Here is an 18,071-nt window from a genome sequence, read left to right as displayed (position 1 = left end):
GCATGCTCCCGCCGCTCGCACCGGACGAGAAGAACGTCGTCGCCGGCATCGGCTGCCGGGCCGTCCTCAACACGCACCTGGACTGGACACCGGAATTCGCGATCCGCTTCTCGGACGGGCGAACGGGCCGGGCGGCCGCGCCCCGGGCCGAGACGCCCAGCGTGTACGAGAAGCAGGCGGCTCGCCCGGCCGGCGACGGCGAGCAGGTGGCGGCCGATGCCCGGCGCGTCTTCCTCGGCAAGCCCTTCGACCAGGCGTCCTTCGACGAGGAGCTGGTCCGTCACCGCTCCCGCTGGGGGCACCCGGCCTGCTACGCCCTGTCGGCCGCCTTCTTCGAAGCCCGCTTCGGCACCGCCGCGGACGGCGAGGGAACTCGTCCGCGGCTGCTGTTCAACCTGCTCAACGGAGGCCTCCACGCGTACAGCCTCCCGGTGACGGCGGACTTCACCGAGTTCCTGCTGCTCCCCCGGGACATCGGCACGGTGGACGCGATCGACGGCTACCGCCGGCTCCTCGGCGAGGCCCGCGCTGCGCTTGCGGCGCTGCCCCTGCGGGCCGTGGGCGGCAATCCGGTGCACGACCTGGGATCCGATCCCAACGAGCGGGCGCTGTCGCTGGTGAGCACACTGCTGGAACGGACCGGCCTCACCGACGCGTTCGGCATCGCGATCGATGCGAGTGCGGGCGACTGGTTCGACGGCGCCGGCACGTACGTCCTCCCGGTCAGCGGCCGCAGCTTCGACCGGGACGGGCTCGTCGACTACTGGCTCGAACTGCTGGGCCGGTTCGACGTGGTGATGCTGGAGGATCCCCTCGCCGAGACGGACGTGGAGGGCTGGAGCGCGCTCCACGGCGCCCGCCCGTCCCACTGCCGTCTGCTCGGGGACAACTTCACCTCCACCTGCGCCGTACAACTGGCGGCCAAATCGCGCTACGTCGACGGCGTTCTGCTCAAGCCCGACCAGATCGGCCTCATGAGTGCGGTGTACCGGTTCGTTTCGCTGGCCAAGGGCCGGGGGCTGCCGCTGATCGCCTCCGCCCGGTCCGTGGAGACCGACAGTCCGCTGATCAGCCACGTCGCCACGGAGCTGGGGCTGGACTACCTCAAGGCCGGGCCGTACCAGGACTTCAGCTCCGTGATGCGATCGAACGAGCTGCTGCGAGGCGGTGGCGGCACGGCATGAGCGGCAGAAGCAGGAGAACGGCGGGGCAGGCGGGACAAGCTGGGCAGGCGCGGCTTCGTACGATCACCACCGTGCGGCACTCGCTGACGGCCCACAACCGCGCCGGCGTCATCACCGGACGCCTCGACGAGCCCCTGTCCGCCGAAGGCCGGGCCGCGGCCCGGCGGTTCGCCCGGACTCACGGCGTCCTGCCGGCCGACGTGGTGCTCTCCTCCCCCGCCCGGCGGGCCGTCGACACCGCCAGGCTCGTCACCGGGCTGCGGGAAGGGGACATCGTCCTCGACGAACGCTGCCATGAGCGGCATTACGGAGCCCTGGAGGGCCTGGACCGGGAGCAAGTGTCCGCGCACGCAGCCCGGATCGTCTACCTGGAAGCGGGCGGAGCGCGGCATTCGGTCAATCCGCCGGGCGGAGAAACCCTCGCGGAGCTCCGGGCGCGGGCCCGCCGTTTCCTGACGGCAATCCTGGGCCTGCACGCGGAGTCGGTCCTGATCTGCTCTCATGGGACCTTTCTCCAGCAGTTCCACGGCATCCTGCTGCGGCGGAATTCGCTGGAGGCCCTGGCCTGCCACGTTCGCAACCTTCAGACCGACCGCTTCACGCTCCGCGCCGGCGGCGAGCCGCAGCACCAGCTCGTCCACGCCGGTCTGAGCACCGGCCTGATCTGGTGAAAGGGGATTCGGTGCGTATTCCCGTCCGCGCAGCAGGAGAACTCTCCGGATGAACGCGGCGCGGGCGTTCCGATCCGGTGTTCCAGCCGGCTCACGAATCTCCTGATCATGGCGTGTTTCCCCGTTCCAGCGCCCCGAAGTGCCGGGGTTTCCTTGCGGCTGGGACGGGCCGCCCCGCAAGCTCGGGTCGTCCAGCGCTTTTCTCACATGAGGGAGCACTTTCCTTGACCACTCATCTCCGACTCCGACGTGGCACCGGCCTGCGCATGGTGCCGGCGCTGACAGCGGCGCTGTGCGGGCTCATCGGTGCCACCGCACTCAGCACCACCCCGGCGGCGGCAGCCGATCAGCGTCACGCCATCTACGCCATCGCGCACCGGGTCGACACCCTGGAGGGCGTGGACGCCGCGCTCAGCCATGGCGCCAACGGCATCGAAATAGATGTCTGCGCCTGGTGGAATCCGAACGAATGGCGCGCTTATCACGACTGTTCCTCGGCCGGCGACAACCGGCGCGGCCCCAGCTTCGACAGCATGATCGACCGCATTGTCTCCCATGCCGGAGCGGGGCGCCGGCTGGGGCTGGTCTGGCTGGACATCAAGGACCCGAATTACTGCGGCGAAGCACAGAACCGCGGGTGCAGCGTCGCCGGGCTGCGCGACAAGGCGCAGAGGCTGACGGCTGCCGGGATCCAGGTGCTCTACGGCTTCTACGAGTACCACGGCGGCAGCACGCCGGACGTCGGCGGCCGGGGCTGGAAGAGCCTGGAAGGCAAACTCGGCAAGCTGGAGGGCATCACGACGACGGGAACCCGCGATCAGGTCCGGAACGCCTTCAACCGGTCGGGATCCGGATTCCCGGCCGGCCGCCGGGTGATGGACTACGGCGACACCAACATCCCCAACGGCTTCGGCAACTGCACCGAAGCCGGCCGCAGCACGTGCGCGGAACTGAAGAAGGGCGCCGCCGACCGCGCCGCCGGGCAGCTCGCGGCCACGCTGTCCTGGACGACCACCTACAACGACCCCTGGTACGTCGACAAACTGCTGGGCGACGCGCGCGTGGACGGCATCATCGCGGGCTACGGCACTTTCACCGGGGAGCACGAGTACGACAACAGCTGGCAGTGCGCCAACGCCGTCAACCTCATCCGCGACTGGGTCAACCGCCACAGCGGCACCCACCGCATGGCCACCGGCGGTGACCGCCTGTTCAAGTAGCGGACAGCCCGGGGCCCGGTCGCCCTGACGGGCCCCATGAGGCCGCCGGCCGGAACCCCGGCCGATGGCCCAACGCCTTCACCACACGACAGGTCTCACGCCTTCACCACAAGACAGGCCTTCGGTCCGGGCGATCAACCATCGCGCCCGGACCCATCGCGCCCGGACCGTTCTCCGGCCGTCACTGGCGATAGCCGCTCAGGAAGCGGCCGATGCGGCTGATCGCCGCGTCCAGGTCGTCGGCGTGCGGCAGGGTCAGGATGCGGAAGTGGTCGGGGCGGGGCCAGTTGAAGCCCGTGCCCTGGACGACCTGGATCTTCTCCCGGAGCAGCAGGTCGAGGACGAACTTCTCGTCGTCGTGGATCGGATGCACCTTCGGGTCGATGCGCGGGAACGCGTACAGCGCGCCCTTCGGCTTCACGCACGAGACGCCGGGAATTTCGTTGAGCTTCTCCCAGGCGCGGTCGCGCTGTTCGAGGAGGCGGCCGCCCGGGGCGGTCAGTTCCTTGATGGACTGGCGGCCGCCGAGCGCGGCCTGGATGGCGTACTGGGCCGGGGCGTTGGCGCACAGCCGCATGGAGGCCAGCATGGTGAGCCCCTCCAGGTAGCTGGACGCGTGCTGCTTGGGGCCGGTCACCACGAGCCAGCCGGAGCGGAACCCCGCTACCCGGTACGTCTTGGACAGCCCGCAGAAGGTGAGCACGACCAGGTCGGGGGCGAGGGCCGCGGTGGAGTGGTGGACGGCGTCGTCGTAGAGGATCTGGTCGTAGATCTCGTCCGCGAAGACCATCAGCTGGTGGCGGCGGGCGAGGTCGAGGATGCCCTCGATGACTTCCCTGGGGTAGACCGCGCCGGTCGGGTTGTTGGGGTTGATGATGACCACGGCCTTGGTGCGGTCCGTGATCTTGGAGGCCATGTCGTCGAGGTCCGGGTACCAGTCAGCCGACTCGTCGCAGACGTAGTGGACGGCCTTGCCGCCGGCGAGGGTGGTGACGGCGGTCCACAGCGGGAAGTCGGGGGCGGGGATGAGGACTTCGTCGCCGTCTTCGAGGAGGGCCTGTACGGCCATGGAGACCAGCTCGGAGACGCCGTTGCCGAGGAAGACGTCGTCCACGGTGACGTCGGTCAGGCCGATCGCCTGGTAGCGCTGGGCGACGGCACGGCGGGCGGAGAGCACGCCGCGCGAGTCGGTGTAGCCGTGCGCCTGCGGCAGCATCCGGATCATGTCCTGGACGATCTCCTCGGGCGCTTCGAAACCGAAGAGGGCCGGGTTCCCGGTGTTGAGGCGCAGCACGCTGTGGCCCGCTTCCTCCAGTGCGTTGGCGTGCTCGATCACCGGGCCCCGGATCTCGTAGCAGACCTCGCTGAGTTTGCTCGACTGCCGGAACTCCATGCCGTGACCTCCCTGGTGGCCGGATCCCGCTCCCGGTTTCCGGTTCCGGGACCCCCTGGCCTCGTTCGCACCTCTGCCGTGCTGACTGTTACTTGGTTTTACCAAGCTGGAGCTTGGAAAGTCCAACATCTTGTCTAGACTGGGCGTCATGCCGCCACGTCAGCCCCGCCGCAGAAGCTACGACCAGTACTGCGCCTCGGCCCGCGCCCTGGACACGGTCGGGGACCGCTGGACCCTGCTGATCGTCCGGGAGCTCCTGGCCGGGCCGCGCCGGTACACCGACCTCCACGCCGACCTGCCCGGCGTCTCCACGGACATGCTCGCCGCACGGCTCAAGGACATGGAGGCCCAGGGCCTCGCGACGCGCCGCAAACTCCCGCCGCCCGGCGCCGCCACGGTGTACGAACTCACGGCGCGCGGCACCGGCTTGCTGCCCGTGCTGACGGCACTCGCCGAGTGGGGCGCGCCCGACCTCGCCGAGCGCCGGCCCACGGACGCGGTGCGGGCGCACTGGTTCGCCCTGCCCCTTCTGCGCCGCCTCCCGGCGACCGAGGTCCCGGCCGTCGTGGACGTGGCGCTGGACGAGGGCGTCTTCCACGTACGCCTCGGCAGCGAGGGGCCGGCGTACGGCGACGGGCCCGCGGAGGCGGCGGACGCCCGCCTCGTCCTCGACGCCGGTACGTGCCGGGAGATCGGCAACGGGACGCTCAGTGTGGAACAGGGCGTCAAAGCGGGCCGGATCGAGGTGCTCGGCGACGGACCGGCTGCCGCCGCGCTGCGCGGCGGTGCACCGGCCCGCGCCTGAGCGGCCCGCGCCTGAGCGCGGGCGCCCGCCCCCCGGACACTTGCCCCCCCGACACTTGCCCCGCCGGCACTTGCCCCGTCGGCACCTATCCGCCGGCGCCTGCCCGCTTCGACCCCGCGGCGGGCGGTCAGCGCGTCGCGAGGTCCACGATGCGCTGGACGAGGCCGGCGTAGGCCCAGCCCGCTCCGGTCGCCGCGAGCGGCAGCAGGCTCGTCGCCGTCAGCCCCGGGAGCGCGTTGACTTCGAGGCAGACCGGTTCACCAGCGGCGTCACAGCGGAAGTCCGTACGCGAGTACGCGTCGCTGCCGAACCCGAGAGCCCGGTGGGCAAGGAGGGCCCGCTCCTGCAGACGGGACGCAAGGGCCTCCGGGACGCGCGCCGGGCACACTTCACGCACCGCCCCCGGCTGGTACTTGGCCGTGTAGTCGAACAACGGCGTCGTCAGCTCGATCTCGACCACGGGGAGCGCCTGGTCGCCGACCACGGCCACGGTGAACTCCCGGCCCGGGAGGAACGGCTCCACCATCAACTCGTCGTCACGGGCCTGCTCCCCGGCTACGGTCTGCGCCGGCCGGACAAGCCGGGTCAGCTCCGCGAGCGAGTCGGCGCGGTGGACCGACACGCTCGAACCGTCCGCAACCGGCTTGACGACCACCGGCCCGGCCGCCACCAGCCGCGCCACGCCGGCCGGCACCTCACCGGCCCCGGGCCGCCACAGCACCCGCTGGGCCACCGGCACACCCGCCGCGCCCAGCACCATCTGTGCCCGGCCCTTGTGCCACGCCGCCGCGCAGGCCGCGCTCCCCGCGCCCGTGAACCGCACGCCGGCCATCTCCAGCAGCGCCTGCACGTGCCCGTCCTCGCCCCAGCCGCCGTGGAGCGCCACGAACACCAGCTCCGCGCCGCGCAGCAGTTCCAGCACCGGGCCGCCGGTCAACGCGGCATGCGTGCGCCGCCTCAACTCCCACCGGTCCGACAGGGACGGCGGCTCCTTCGCCACCGCGACGCCGCCGACCGCATCACCGGGCCGCAGCGGTCCCGCCAGCACCGGCACCGCAGCCGCCGGATCGACCAGCACCACCTCGTGGCCCCGCTCCAGCAAGGCTCCGGCCACCGACCAGCCGGAGGCCAGGGAGACATCGCGCTCCGAGCTCTCTCCACCGCACAAGACCACCATCCGCATACCGGCAGCATAGTGACGTGACTTGGTTTCACCAAGCTCCTACTTGGAAAATCCAAGCCATATGCAGGGGAAGCGTTCAGCCGAGGTAGGCGTCGGTCGCGGCCTCGATGAACGAGCGGACCAGGGGATGCGGATCGCCCCGGTTCCACGCCACCACCACGCGGCTCGGTGGCATGTCGCTCAACGGCACGACAGCGAGCCCCTCCACCGGCTCGTGGTCCAGGAGCGCCATGCCGACCGTGCCGTTCCAGAGCACGGCTTGCCGGCATTCCTGCACGGCACGCACCACCGGGCCCTCGCGCCGCTCCCCGCCGTTCCAGTACGACTGCCACAGAGGGTCGGTGCCCTCCGGGAAGAGGAACCACCGGCGGCCGGCCAGGTCCGCCAGCTTGAGGCTGTCGCGACGCGCCAGCTGGTCGTCGGCACGCAGCAACGCTCCCACCGGATCAGCACGCAGCTCTCGCACGGACAGACCGGTCTCGTCGAACGGCCCGCGGGTCAGGGCGACGTCGACCAGTCCGGCACGCAGCCCGCACGTGGGATCGGTCAGATCAGCCTCGCGGACCCGGATCTCGGCTCGCGGGTGCCGCCGGCGGTAGGCACCGGCCAGCCGTGTGACGCGCGGGTCGGCGCTGTCTCCCAGGATGCCGACGGTGAGGACGGCGGCGCCGGCCGCCGCGGCCACCCGTACGCGGGCCCGGTCCGCCCGGTCGAGCAGGGCGCGCGCCTCGTCGAGCAGCACCGCCCCGGCCGGAGTGAGCGTGACACCTGCCGAAGATCGGTCGAACAGCGAGGCACCGAGCCCGGCCTCCAGCTGCTTGATCGCCCGGCTCAGCGGCGGCTGGCTCATGTGCAGCCGGGCGGCGGCCCGCCCGAAATGGAGCTCTTCGGCGACCGCCACGAAATAGCGCAGCGTACGTAGCTCCATCCTGCAACGATACCCGTGCGGTATCGGCCCGGCAGAACAGGTCTTGGACAGTCGCAGCCCCCTGCCGGTGGAATCGCAGCATGGCTGACGAACCGAAGACCAGTAAGCCGGGCACCGGCCCCGCCGTATCGATGGTGGGCCCGGGCGACGGCGAGACGATCGTCCTGGGCAGCACGCGCATGCGCGTCCTCGAAGACGGCAGCAACACCGGCCACCGCCTCGCGCTCACCGAGTCCGTCCTCGCGCCGCACACTCCCGGACCGCCGCAGCACCGCCACGCCCGGCACGACGAGGGCTTCTACATCCTCTCCGGCACCGTGCGGTTCACCGTCGGGCGGCAGGACTACGACGCGCCCGCGGGCACGTTCGTGATGGTCCCGCCCGGAGCGCCGCACACGTTCGCCAACGTGACCGGCCAGCCGGCCGTCATGCTCAGCATCCTCACACCGGACCTGTACGTGCAGTACTTCCGGGACCTGCAGGACATGACGGCCGGCGGACAGGCACCAACCCCGCAGGCGCACGCCCGGGCGATGAGCCGCTACGCCACCGAGCCCGCCCGCGACTTCGCCTGATCCCCGGCCGGGCCCGGACGCACGGTACGTGCAGTGCAGTCAGGCGCGTGCGCGGCCTGCCTCACTGGACGCGGACGAGCGGCTCGTGCCGGACGGGGAAGTTCACCGACCGGGCGATGAAGCACACCTCCGGCACCTCGTCGTGCAGGGCACGGGCCTTGTCCGCCATCGAGGCCTCGGCGACGGTCACCTCGGGACGGAGCACGACCTCGGTGATCCGGCCTCCCCCGCCGCTCGCGTCCATGGTCATGGTTCCGCGAGCGCGGTCCTCGTAGTCGACGACGGTCACCCCGCCGACGGCACACAGGTGCAGATACCAGAGCATGTGGCACTGCGCGACCGAGGCCACCAGGAGTTCCTCGGGGTTCCAGCGCGCCGGATCGCCGCGGAAAGCCGGATCGGAGGAGGCGGCGATGGGCGTCTTCCCCGGCGCCAGGACTTCGTGGTCGCGGCTGAAGGCACGGTAACTGTCCGTGCCCGAACCGAGGTTACCGGTCCATTCAACAGCTACGTCATAGGTGTGCGTCTCCGTCATACGGCCAGGATAGGCAGGGCCACCGACATCGAACCGCCCCGGCCGCAGGCCCCGGCGGCCGGCTAGTCCGCGGTGTGGTCACGGTCGGTGGAGTACAGCCGTCGCCTGTATTCGGCGATGCCGGTGTTGCCGCCGGCGACGTCCTTCAGGAGCGACTGGTAGGCGTCCGCCCGCTCCCGTGCCGGTAGCAAGGAGAGGCGGGTGCCCGCCGGGAGGGCATCCCGGTGGGCTGCGGCTTCCTGTTGCCGCGTCACGTGGGCCCGCAGCCGTGCCCGGTGTGCGTCGTCCCAGTCCCGGAGCGTCGTCGGCGCCTCGCCCTCGTCGTGGCCGGCGTACACGTACACCGCCCCGCCCAGGCAGACGAAGAGGATCGTCGTCAGGGTCCGGCCGGTGTCGTGCAGCACGACGCCGGCGAGCACGACCGCGCCGAACACGAAACCCGCCTTGACCAGGCCTGCCCGCAGACTCGCGAGGCCGGGCGGAAACCACTTGCCCGGGTGCCGGAGGGGAGGTTGATAGGCCGCACCCAGCCGCACGGCCTTCGGCAGCCGCGCGGCGCAGGCTGCCACCGTCAGCAGGGGCAGGTGCCAGGAGAGCGTTGCCGCCATGGACGGCCACGTCCAGCCCCACACGAGCCAGGCCACGAGAACCGATGCCGCGCCCCATATCCCCAGCCACAGCACGGCGCGGAGCGCTGCACCCAGCCGGGCGGCCGGTGCGCACCGAGCGGCCTCGTAGGCGGCCCACTGGCGCTCGTGTCCGGCGTGGGCGGCCGCGAGCGCGCGGGCTTCCTCCGCGCGGGCTGCTTCCTCCGCTCGTTGCCTGCTGTCGCGTGCCGCCCGGTGCTCCAGCCGCTCCGCCTCGGCGGCGGCGTACGCGGCGAAGTCGGTGCGCACGAGCCGTCCGATCGGGGAGCCGGGATCGCCGGCCTGTTCGCACAGCCGGTCGTACCAGCCGATCTGCCCGGGGGCGGGCGGTGTCAGGTGCCCGGAGACGCCCCGGATCCGGTCTCCGGCAGGGGCACCGGGCAGGAGTGCCGCCAGCAGCATGCCGCGCGCGTCGCCTTCGGCCCACTCCCGGGCGTGCCCGGGGAGGCGGACCGCCCCTGCCACCTGCAGCCAGGTCTCCCGGATGTCGTCCCACGCCTGCTGCGTCCCGCGCAGGCCGCGCAGGCCGGTGAAGGCGGCCAGGGCATCGAGCAGCCCTCCGGCGCAGAGGTCCCCGTAGAGCACCGTCGCCGGACCGCCGGTGCCGACCCGGCCCTGCAAGCACGCCGTGGCCACCGACTCCACGGTCACCGGGGTGCCCTTCCAGACCGCCTCCCCCTCCGGATCGAGCCAGCCCAGCAGGTGCAGGACTTTCAGGTCGGGGGTCAGGTCAGGGTTCGTCAGCCGGCGGTCGATCAGGGTGCGCCGGCCTTCGACGTCGTCGGTGAACGGGTCGTCGAACTGCTGCAGCCACGCCAGCAGGTCACGCCATCCGTCGGTGGGGTCGGACGGTGTGCCCGTGCGGTCGAAGAACTGCTGCCGGGCCGTGGCCCAGTGCGCGCGGATCGTCGCCGCCAGGTCCCGCGGCGCCACGTGCAGCGAACCGGCCAGGGCGAGCGGCTTCCTCGTCCGCGTGGCCGACGAGAGCTCGGTGACGGACGGCGTGCTCCCGGCATGGCGGGTGAAGGCGTCGACGAAGGACGCGTCTTCGAGCAGGGTCCTGCCCTTGACCGCTTCCAGTCGCTGGTGCCGCCAGTTGGGCGGGGCCTCGGCCACCACTCCCAGCAGCAAGCCGTCGGCGAAGAGCGCGGCGCCCGACATGCCTCCCCACGGCGAACTGCCGCTCGCCGGCTCGGGCGAGACGTCCTTGACGTCCAGGACGTACCTGTTGCGCACGAGGCCCGACCCGGGGCGCAGCGCGCACTCGATGTGCTCGGTGTCCACGCCGCGCGTCCTGTCGTGCTGGGCGCGGGGGAAGCCCATGGCCTGGCAGCCGCGGAGGGGCGAGCTGTCCGTCAGCCTCGCCCAGCGCACGGGGGACAGGCGCGCGGCCGTCTCCGGGCGGACGAGGTCCCGGCCGGAGACGAGCAGGGCGGCATCGCACGCCCCTTCGCCCCGCCACACCACCCGGGCGCTGTGGCGGCCTGTTCCGCCCACCACGGCCACCCGTGCTTCGGGCGCGCCCTTGAGGACGTGGGCCGCGGTGAGGACCAGCCGCGGAGTCAGCAGATAACCGCTGCCCCGGCTGCCGGTGATCTCCACGGAGGCCACGCGGTTGTGCTCGGGGCCCACCGGCCGGCCGGCGGGTAAGGCGCGGCTCACAGAGTGCCGGCACCGGCGAGACCGGACACGTCACCTTCGTCGTCGGAGGAGATGAGCACCGGCTCGCCGTTGGCCTGGACGGGTTCGAGGGTGAGCGACACGCGGTGCGTGCGCGTACGGCTCATGCCGGCGTCGGTCTCCCCGGAGACGACGAAGGCGCGGATGCCGCCCCGCGCGCGGGCGTCCTTCCGCAGCTCGACGGTGAACTCCAGCGCGATGGGCCCCACCTTGAACGTGATGTCGCTTCCGGCGCCCTGGGCGGCGGCGCTCATCAGCTCGTCACGTACCGCCTGCACCGCCTGGGCCAGCTCCATGTCCCCGGTCCCCAACGCGTCCCCCTCGTGCTGTCGTTCTGCCGCTCTGTCGTTCGGCTCGCCAATGTGCTGACTCAGAGTAAGGCAAGGGCAATGGCATGCACAGCGCGGACGGTGGCCTCGGTAGGGTCATCGCCTGTGACTGAACCATCCTCGTACCTCCGCTCGACCGCAGACGCCTACGACGCCATGGCGGCCCTCTACGCCGAGGTCGCCCGCGATGCGCTGGATCCCCTCCCCCTGGACCGCGCGGTGATCGCGGCCTTCGCCGAGTTGATACGGACTGCCGCGACCGACGCCGGGGCCGGGGCCGTCGCGGAACTGGGCTGCGGTCCCGGGCAGCTGACCGCGCATCTGCGGGACCTCGGGCTGGACGTCTTCGGGGTCGACCTGTCGCCGGTGATGATCGGCCTCGCGCGCGCCGCCTACCCGGACTTGCGCTTCGAGGTCGGTTCCATGGACGCGTTGGACGTGGCCGACGGCGAGCTGAGCGGCATCGTCTCCTGGTACTCGGTCATCCACACGCCGCCGCAGGCCTTGCCGCCGTACTTCGCCGAGTTCCGGCGGGTACTCGCGCCCGGCGGCCACCTCCTGCTCGGCTTCTTCGAGTCGGAGGGTGAGCCGGTCACGGCGTTCGACCACAAGGTGACAACGGCCTACCGCTGGCCGGTCGACGGCCTGGCGACGCTGGCCGGGGAAGCCGGGTTCACCGAGGTCGGCCGGATGCTGCGCGAGCCGCTTGAGGGCGAGCGGTTCCGCCGGGGCCACCTGATCATGCGCAGGAGCGAGACGCGCGAGGAGCGACCGGCCGAGCGGCCGGCGGCCGGCTGACCAGCTCCCCGCCACCCCTTATCCTCCGCCGCTCATCCCCTGTCAGCTCCCAGCGCCGACATGATGTCGTCGAGCGTGCGCTCGAAGAGCGGCCCGGGGTCGGTGAGGGCGAAGTCGAGGTGGCCGAAGACCTCGACGGCCACCGCCCCGTACAGGCGGGCCCAGCAGGCGACGAAGACGTAGATGATCTCCAGCGGTACGGGCTCGCCCGCCAGGTGTTCGCGCACCTCCTCCAGCTGGGCGAGCCACGACGGGTCCAGGCCGGCCGGCGGCCGGATGCCGCCGCGCCGCCACAGCCCGACCATCAGGTCGAGGAGGACGGCGCCGAAGCGCCAGCTGGGGTCGTGGGCGGCCGAGCCGGGTGCGGTGTCGGCGTCCGTGACGGGCTTGGCGAACAGCAGCCCGAACTCGCGGGGGTGTGCCAGCGCCCAGCGGCGCAGCTCCCGGCACACCTCCCGCATCCGCTGCCCCGGTTCGTCGCCGGGGCAGCGCTCGCGCGCCTCGGTCAGCGCCGCGGCCAGTTCCTCGTACAGGTGCGAGGTCAGCGCCTGGATCAGGTCGCGGTGCCCGGCGTAGTAGCGGTAGAGGGCGGGCGCGGACAGTCCCATCTCCCGGGCGATGGCCCGCAGGGTGACCGCGGACGGCCCTTCCTCGACCAGGAGCCGGCGCCCGGTGCGCAGGATCTCGGCCAGCGCCTCCTCGCGGACGCGGTGGCGACGGCCGGTGGACCCGGTTCCCGGTGTGCTCGGCACGCCCGCGCACCTGCCCTTCTCTTGCTCCCTTGACAAAGTTAACACCCGTCACTTTAGCTTGCGCCGAAAGTTAACGGTGTTAGCAAATCCGCAGGCATCTCTACGGGGGCATCTCATGACGTACGGCATCGTCCTGACGTACACGGTCACACCGCGCTGGCTGGCGCTCTCGCGCGAACAGCGCAACACGATGCGCGCCCAGCACCTCGAGCCGGTCTTCGCCGCCTACGCGGACCGCGTGAAGGCCCGGTTCTTCGACGCCGAGGCGTTCAGCGGGCGCTTCTCCGACTTCGCCGTGCTGGAGACCGGCGACCTGGGCGCGTACTACTTCCTCATCGAGGCCCTGCGCGACACCCCGGTCATCGCCGAGGGCTACCTGTCCTTCACCGACGTCTTCCTGGGCGTCGAGGACGGCTTCCACGCGTACGAGCAGGCCTCGGCGGCCGGGGCGGGCGCGCGGTGAACGCGGGCGTCAACTGATCAGGTGCTGAGCAACCGGTTGAAGAAGGACCGGTACCGGCGCAGGGCCTTGCGCAGGTTCTCGGTGTCAACCTGTTCTCCCTGGCTCCACTGTCCTTCCAGGTCCTGCTTGTGCTGCGCGAACGTGGCTGCCAGGTTCTGGATCACGTCGGCGACGAGGGAGTCGGCGGCGTGCACGGCGTCGCGGGGGTCGTCGACGAACCTGCTCTGGATCTCCTGCCAGCGTTCGCGGAACCCTTGCTCGTCCTCCTCGGAGAGCAGGGCGGGGGCCTCCTCTTCGGGTTCCTCTTCCGGCGCTCCCTCTTCGGCCGGCTCCCCGGCTTGCGCTTCGGTGGGTTCTTCGGCTTCTCCGTATGCCGTTTCGGTGGCCTCGCCTTCCCCGTATGCGGTTCCGGTGGCCTCTCCGGGGTAGGTCGGGACCTCCGGTTCTTCCCCCGCTCCGGTTGCCCCCGTGTCCGCGGACGCCTGGGCGAGGTCGTCGGTCGACAGACCGCTCTCCTCGCGGTCCGGCAGGTCGTTGTTGCTTCGCATGGTGTCCTCCGCCCCGGCCGGCCCGGGTGTTCCGGCCGGATGTGAGCGGGCGTTCAGGCGCGGGCGTGCCGGGCCCGTCCGCCGTCGGAGAGCAGCTCGTCGAAGAGGGCCCGGTAGTGGACCATGGCTCCTCTCAGCTGCTCGGTGGTGACCTTGCTCCGGGTGCTGAGCGTTTCGATCTCATGGGCGTCGCGGTAGTGCCCGAGCGTGCGGCCGTGCTCGACCGACAGGTCCTTGAGCTGCTGCTCGAACCCCTCGGTGGGGTAGCCGCGCTCGTGCAGCAGCGAGGTCACCAGGCGATCCGCGTCGTGCACGGCCTGTTCCGGCCGGTCCACGAACTCTTCCTGCACACCGGCCCACTCCCGGGCGTACCGGCCGCGGGTGGCGTCGGGCAGCGGCTTGATGTCCAGCGAGTCGTGGCGCTTCTCCCGGGACCTGAGCTCCCGCTCCGCGGCCATCCGGCCGCCGGCCGTCTCGACGGTCCGCTCGTACTCCGGGCCGAAGCGGTCGCGAAGGCGGCGGCGCCGGGTGAACAACATGGCCCCCACCACGACCAGTGCGAGCACCACCGCAATGGGGATGACGATCGCGAGAAGTGTCCCTGTGGACATGGGACGACCTCCTCCGTGAGGTGAAGTAGAACCCAGTCTAGGCGCCGTATTTCCCGGTTCGGGCGGATCAACCGCGCAGATGCGGTACGTGGGCGGCCGTCACGAAAGGTAGCGGCGCCCGGCGAGCGGTTCGGTAACGCAACGCGCGTAGTTCACCACCGAAGGCGAGGAGATGCTCTGCATCTGCGGGACGGACTTGGCCGTATGGGCAAGGTTTCGCGCGGCGTGCGTACTCAGGCTCGACCGCGATGGGGGTATGGATTCCGGCATGACGGCGCCCGTTCCTTCCGGCTGCGCGGGGCCGGGGCCGGCGACTACGTCGGCGTGGTCTACCACGCACGCTCACCGACGGCGACTACTTCGGGGAGCGGTGCCTGGCGTCCGACGAGCCATGGGAGTTCACGCGTACGGCGACGACGCCGTGCACCCTCATGACGCTCGACCGCACCGCCTTCGAGCACATCGCCGCTCGCGCACCGCACGCCGAACGCCGAGGTCGGCCACTACGACGACGTCCCGGGGCAGTGATGTCCCCCGTCCCCGGGGGCCCGACCGGGCTCGGCACCTCCTCCGCCCGGCTGCGCCCCGCCCAGCCCCGGCTGCCGGGTCCGGCAGGCGGGCGGCGAGGTGGTGGTGCCGTCGCTGCACTGCCCGGGCCGCTGCGTCGTCCTCGCCGGGCCGCCGCGCGACCGCGACGACCGGATCACCGGCGAGCGGCACCAGCTTCATGGCCCACCAGCGCTTCGGCTGCCGGGGCGACGGCGTGACCAATCCGGGTACCAGGCCGAACAGCGGGGCGTGGCCGGCCGCGTGCGGTTCCACTTCCGCAACATGCTCGACACCGGCTTCCCCACCGGCTCCCTGCACGCCTTGTGGACCGACGAGACGACCAGCCACCGGGGGCCGCTCCAGCGCCGTCAGCCGCATCGACAGCCACTACACGTGCAACATTCACCCCCGCAGCGCACGGTCTCGTCCCCGTGCAGGTGACCGACCTGACCGCGCTCACCCTCCCCTACGGGGAACTCCGTGCCAGCCTTCCTCACCGCCTGCCGGGAAGGCAGCTTCCCCTACCTCCTCATCGTCGCCGACCGCGTCTGACCGGGCGCGGCAGGCCTCCCGGCACCGAACCGGCCGCAGAGCGCCCTGCCCATGGGCCCGAGTCACCAGCAGACGGGAAGCCGCCGCAGCCCTCCTCCCGGGAAACGGTCGGTGTGCCAGGCGAGCGTCTGCGGCGGGACCGCGGGCCGCAGGCCCGGGAGCCGGCCGATCAGCGTGCCGAGGGCGATCTCGACCATGGCGGTGGCCAGTGCCGCACCCAGGCAGGCGTGCGGGCCGTAGCCGAAGACGAAGTCGGGTGCGCCCTCTCCGCCGTGCCGGATGTCGAGGGAGCCGCGGTCCGGGAAGCGTCCGGGGTCCCGCTGGGCGGCCCAGGTCAGAGGCATCACGCCGTCACCGCGTTCGACCGTCACCCCGCCGAGCCGGAAATCGGTCCGGGCCAGCAGGACGCGGTAGTACGGAGTGGCCAGTTGTGAGCGCATGAGCGCCCGCACGGCGTTGGGGAGCAGTCCGGGTGACGCGCGCAGGATGTCCAGCTGTTCGGGGTGGCGCAGCAGTCCGTAGATGCACGCGCCGATGGCCGCGGCGGTGGACTCGTAGCCGGCGAAGAGGACGCTGAAGGCGAGTTGGATGATCTCGGCGTCGCTGAGCGTGTCGTCGGCTTCCTGCGCCGCCAGCCAGGCGCTGAGGAGATCCTCCCCGGGCCGTGTGCGCTTCCCCTCCAGGTGCCCGGTCAGGTAGGTGAACATCGTGTGGAGCGCGGCGAGGGTCTCCTCCTCGGTTGCCGCCTCGATCGTGGTCATGCGGTCGGCCCACTGCCGGAACGCGGGACCGTCACGCGCGGGTACGCCCAAGAGGTCGCACAGCACTCCGAGGGGCAGGGGGAAGGCCAGCCGGGCCACCAGGTCCGCCGGGGGCCCGGTCTCCTCGATGCCGTCGAGCAGGCGGTCGGCCAGCTGCCGGATGCGGGGGAGCAGCCCGGCCACCCGGCCGGCCGCGAGGGGTTTGGCCGCCAGCCGGCGGAGTTGCGTATGGGCGGGGCCGTCCAGCAGGAGCGTGCGGTCGCGCAGGACGCCGGCCATCGAGGCTTCGGCGCCCATGTGAGGGTCGTCCGTGGTGACGTGGCGTCCGAGCAGGGGGTGGTTGAGGGCGGCGCGCACTTCTTCGTACCCGGTGACGACCCACACGAGGTCGCCGCGCGGCAGCCGGGCGCGGAAGACCGGGCCTTCCGGAAGGGGCGGAGGTTCGCCGGAGAACGGGCATGCGGGGAAGGGGTGGACACGGGTGTTCAGGACGGCCTCGCTTTCCGGACGTTCATGTCCCGTCCAGCCGGAAGGTGACACGCGCGTGGCTCGGATCAATCTGCGCAGCCCGGTGGGCGCAGGCCCCCGCGCTCCTGGTACGGGAAGCATGCCCGCGGTCACCGGGCCTCAACGGCCCGCACCGGCCGGCAGGCGGGAGCCGGCGGCCTTTCCGCGGTCTCTACTCTTTCCGGCATGGCTGAGACGCATGCGGTGGCGGTGTGGGCGTTCGACGGGATGGCCCCGTTCGAGCTGGGTGTGGTGGTGGAGGTCTTCGGGCTGGCCCGCCCCGAGCTGGGGGACCTGCCCTGGTACGAGCTGAAGGTCTGTGCCGAGGAGCCGGGGCGTGATCTGCGGGCCGTCGGCGGCTTCTCGATCCGTGCCGGGCACGGCCTGGACGACCTGGCCGCGGCGGACACGGTGATCGTGCCGGGAGTGGCGGACGCGGGCGGCGACGTTCCGGCCGCGCTGGTCGAGGCGCTGCTGCGGGCGCACGCGCGCGGCGCCCGGCTCGTATCGATCTGTTCGGGCGCCTTCGCCCTGGCCGCTACGGGACTGCTGGACGGCCGCCGGGCCACCACTCACTGGCGCTACGCCCGCGCGCTCGCCGAGCGGCACCCGCAGATCGACGTGGATCCGGATGTGCTGTACGTCGACAACGGCGACGTGCTGACCAGCGCGGGCAGTGCGGCCGGCATCGACCTGTGCCTGTACCTGGTGCGCACGGACCACGGGGCGGCGGTGGCGAACACGGTGGCCCGCCGGTTCGTGGTGTCACCGCACCGCGAGGGCGGTCAGGCACAGTTCATCGAGGCCGCGGTCCGTCCCGCCGGGGAGGACGACGACGGGGTGGCCCGCAGCATGCAGTGGGCGCTCGAACGGCTGCACACGCCGCTGTCGGTGCCGTTGCTCGCCGGTGCCGCGTGCATGTCCGAGCGGTCGTACCTGCGGCACTTCGCGCGGCGCAACGGGGTGAGCCCGATGCGGTGGGTGATCGCGCAGCGCATAGCAGCGAGCCTGCCGCTGCTGGAGTCGGGCGAGGGCAGCATCGACGAGGTCGCCGCGGCGGTGGGCTTCGACAGCACGGGCACCTACCGGCATCACTTCACCCGGCAGATGCGGACGACCCCGACGGCCTACCGCAAGGCGTTCACCCGGCCGCCCCTGGTCCGAGAGCCGGGAACGGCCGGCGGTCCGGACGCCGCCGGAGGCCGGCGGGAGCTGGCGGGAGCTGGCGGGATCTTGATGAATACCGGCGTTCACGCCACTCGTCCGGCCGGGCCTGCGCGCTGATGATGGATCCGTCGCCGACCGGGAAATCCCCAGGTCAGCCCGCCCTACGAGGAGTACGTCCGTGTCCGTGCCCGTGTCCGCGCCCCTGTCCCGCAC

At 71.9% G+C, this 18,071-nt stretch carries 18 protein-coding genes and 1 pseudogene; 9 read left to right on the top strand and 10 right to left on the bottom strand.

Going from position 1 to position 18,071, the window contains the following annotated elements; translation table 11 throughout:
* The first annotated feature begins 2 nt into the window (after positions 1 to 2).
* From ACSNOH_RS00095 to ACSNOH_RS00085, 3 genes are all read left to right on the top strand, one after another.
* Positions 3 to 1,184, top strand: coding sequence for a hypothetical protein (locus ACSNOH_RS00095; protein ID WP_436719033.1), 1,182 nt, complete (start codon positions 3 to 5; stop codon positions 1,182 to 1,184).
* Between the two features lie 71 nt (positions 1,185 to 1,255).
* Positions 1,256 to 1,855, top strand: a complete 600-nt coding sequence (locus ACSNOH_RS00090) for a histidine phosphatase family protein (protein WP_436719032.1) — start codon at positions 1,256 to 1,258, stop codon at positions 1,853 to 1,855.
* Between the two features lie 266 nt (positions 1,856 to 2,121).
* Positions 2,122 to 3,075: a glycerophosphodiester phosphodiesterase family protein gene (locus tag ACSNOH_RS00085; protein WP_436719031.1), complete on the top strand. Its 954-nt coding sequence runs from the start codon at positions 2,122 to 2,124 to the stop codon at positions 3,073 to 3,075.
* Between the two features lie 181 nt (positions 3,076 to 3,256).
* Here ACSNOH_RS00085 and ACSNOH_RS00080 read toward each other — a convergent pair whose 3' ends face one another.
* Entirely contained in the window at positions 3,257 to 4,468 is a 1,212-nt protein-coding gene (locus ACSNOH_RS00080) for a pyridoxal phosphate-dependent aminotransferase (protein ID WP_436719030.1), read from the bottom strand.
* Between the two features lie 148 nt (positions 4,469 to 4,616).
* Here ACSNOH_RS00080 and ACSNOH_RS00075 point away from each other — a divergent pair, with 148 nt between their 5' ends.
* Positions 4,617 to 5,273, top strand: a complete 657-nt coding sequence (locus ACSNOH_RS00075; protein ID WP_436719029.1) for a winged helix-turn-helix transcriptional regulator — start codon at positions 4,617 to 4,619, stop codon at positions 5,271 to 5,273.
* A gap of 127 nt (positions 5,274 to 5,400) precedes the next feature.
* Here the strand turns inward: ACSNOH_RS00075 and ACSNOH_RS00070 are convergent, their stop codons facing one another.
* Both ACSNOH_RS00070 and ACSNOH_RS00065 read right to left on the bottom strand, forming a co-directional pair.
* Positions 5,401 to 6,456: a D-alanine--D-alanine ligase family protein gene (locus tag ACSNOH_RS00070; RefSeq protein ID WP_436719028.1), complete on the bottom strand. Its 1,056-nt coding sequence runs from the start codon at positions 6,454 to 6,456 to the stop codon at positions 5,401 to 5,403.
* A gap of 76 nt (positions 6,457 to 6,532) precedes the next feature.
* Positions 6,533 to 7,384, bottom strand: a complete 852-nt coding sequence (locus ACSNOH_RS00065; RefSeq protein ID WP_436719027.1) for a LysR family transcriptional regulator — start codon at positions 7,382 to 7,384, stop codon at positions 6,533 to 6,535.
* Positions 7,385 to 7,464: 80 nt separating this feature from the next.
* Between ACSNOH_RS00065 and ACSNOH_RS00060 the strand changes: the two genes are divergently transcribed.
* Positions 7,465 to 7,959, top strand: a complete 495-nt coding sequence (locus ACSNOH_RS00060; RefSeq protein WP_436719026.1) for a cupin domain-containing protein — start codon at positions 7,465 to 7,467, stop codon at positions 7,957 to 7,959.
* 61 nt (positions 7,960 to 8,020) lie between these two features.
* On the opposite strand, the gene ACSNOH_RS00055 is transcribed toward ACSNOH_RS00060, so the two are convergent.
* The 3 genes from ACSNOH_RS00055 to ACSNOH_RS00045 form a co-directional block, all read right to left on the bottom strand.
* Positions 8,021 to 8,494, bottom strand: coding sequence for an OsmC family protein (locus ACSNOH_RS00055; RefSeq protein WP_436719025.1), 474 nt, complete (start codon positions 8,492 to 8,494; stop codon positions 8,021 to 8,023).
* 62 nt (positions 8,495 to 8,556) lie between these two features.
* Complete coding sequence (locus ACSNOH_RS00050) at positions 8,557 to 10,803, bottom strand: S1 family peptidase (RefSeq protein ID WP_436719024.1); 2,247 nt, start codon at positions 10,801 to 10,803, stop codon at positions 8,557 to 8,559.
* Positions 10,800 to 11,117, bottom strand: a complete 318-nt coding sequence (locus ACSNOH_RS00045) for a trypco2 family protein (protein ID WP_436719023.1) — start codon at positions 11,115 to 11,117, stop codon at positions 10,800 to 10,802. Before ACSNOH_RS00045 ends, ACSNOH_RS00050 begins: the two co-directional genes overlap by 4 nt.
* 138 nt (positions 11,118 to 11,255) lie before the next feature.
* Here ACSNOH_RS00045 and ACSNOH_RS00040 point away from each other — a divergent pair, with 138 nt between their 5' ends.
* Positions 11,256 to 11,948 (top strand): class I SAM-dependent methyltransferase, encoded by a 693-nt coding sequence (locus ACSNOH_RS00040; RefSeq protein ID WP_436719022.1) that lies wholly within the window; start codon positions 11,256 to 11,258, stop codon positions 11,946 to 11,948.
* Positions 11,949 to 11,980: 32 nt separating this feature from the next.
* On the opposite strand, the gene ACSNOH_RS00035 is transcribed toward ACSNOH_RS00040, so the two are convergent.
* Positions 11,981 to 12,700 (bottom strand): TetR/AcrR family transcriptional regulator, encoded by a 720-nt coding sequence (locus tag ACSNOH_RS00035; protein WP_436719021.1) that lies wholly within the window; start codon positions 12,698 to 12,700, stop codon positions 11,981 to 11,983.
* Positions 12,701 to 12,815: 115 nt separating this feature from the next.
* Between ACSNOH_RS00035 and ACSNOH_RS00030 the strand changes: the two genes are divergently transcribed.
* Entirely contained in the window at positions 12,816 to 13,163 is a 348-nt protein-coding gene (locus ACSNOH_RS00030; RefSeq protein WP_436719020.1) for a darcynin family protein, read from the top strand.
* Between the two features lie 17 nt (positions 13,164 to 13,180).
* On the opposite strand, the gene ACSNOH_RS00025 is transcribed toward ACSNOH_RS00030, so the two are convergent.
* Complete coding sequence (locus ACSNOH_RS00025) at positions 13,181 to 13,711, bottom strand: hypothetical protein (protein ID WP_436719019.1); 531 nt, start codon at positions 13,709 to 13,711, stop codon at positions 13,181 to 13,183.
* Between the two features lie 53 nt (positions 13,712 to 13,764).
* Positions 13,765 to 14,322, bottom strand: coding sequence for a hypothetical protein (locus ACSNOH_RS00020; RefSeq protein ID WP_436719018.1), 558 nt, complete (start codon positions 14,320 to 14,322; stop codon positions 13,765 to 13,767).
* 347 nt (positions 14,323 to 14,669) lie between these two features.
* Here ACSNOH_RS00020 and ACSNOH_RS00015 point away from each other — a divergent pair.
* Positions 14,670 to 15,089 (top strand): annotated as a pseudogene (locus ACSNOH_RS00015) (cyclic nucleotide-binding domain-containing protein); the annotation flags it as partial.
* 396 nt (positions 15,090 to 15,485) lie between these two features.
* Here ACSNOH_RS00015 and ACSNOH_RS00010 read toward each other — a convergent pair.
* On the bottom strand, positions 15,486 to 16,724 hold the full coding sequence (locus tag ACSNOH_RS00010) for a cytochrome P450 (protein WP_436719017.1): 1,239 nt from the start codon (positions 16,722 to 16,724) through the stop codon (positions 15,486 to 15,488).
* A 153-nt stretch (positions 16,725 to 16,877) separates the two neighbouring features.
* On the opposite strand from ACSNOH_RS00010, the gene ACSNOH_RS00005 reads away from it, so the two are divergent.
* Positions 16,878 to 17,975 carry a helix-turn-helix domain-containing protein gene (locus tag ACSNOH_RS00005; protein ID WP_436719016.1) on the top strand — a complete coding sequence of 366 codons (1,098 nt, stop codon included), beginning with the start codon at positions 16,878 to 16,880 and terminating at the stop codon, positions 17,973 to 17,975.
* Positions 17,976 to 18,071 lie beyond the last annotated feature (96 nt).

This window comes from Streptomyces sp. URMC 127 (genome assembly GCF_051386535.1).
Taxonomy (GTDB): domain Bacteria; phylum Actinomycetota; class Actinomycetes; order Streptomycetales; family Streptomycetaceae; genus Streptomyces.
The sequence above is the reverse complement of the archived record's forward strand: the minus strand, read 5'-3'. Positions and strand labels throughout refer to the sequence as shown.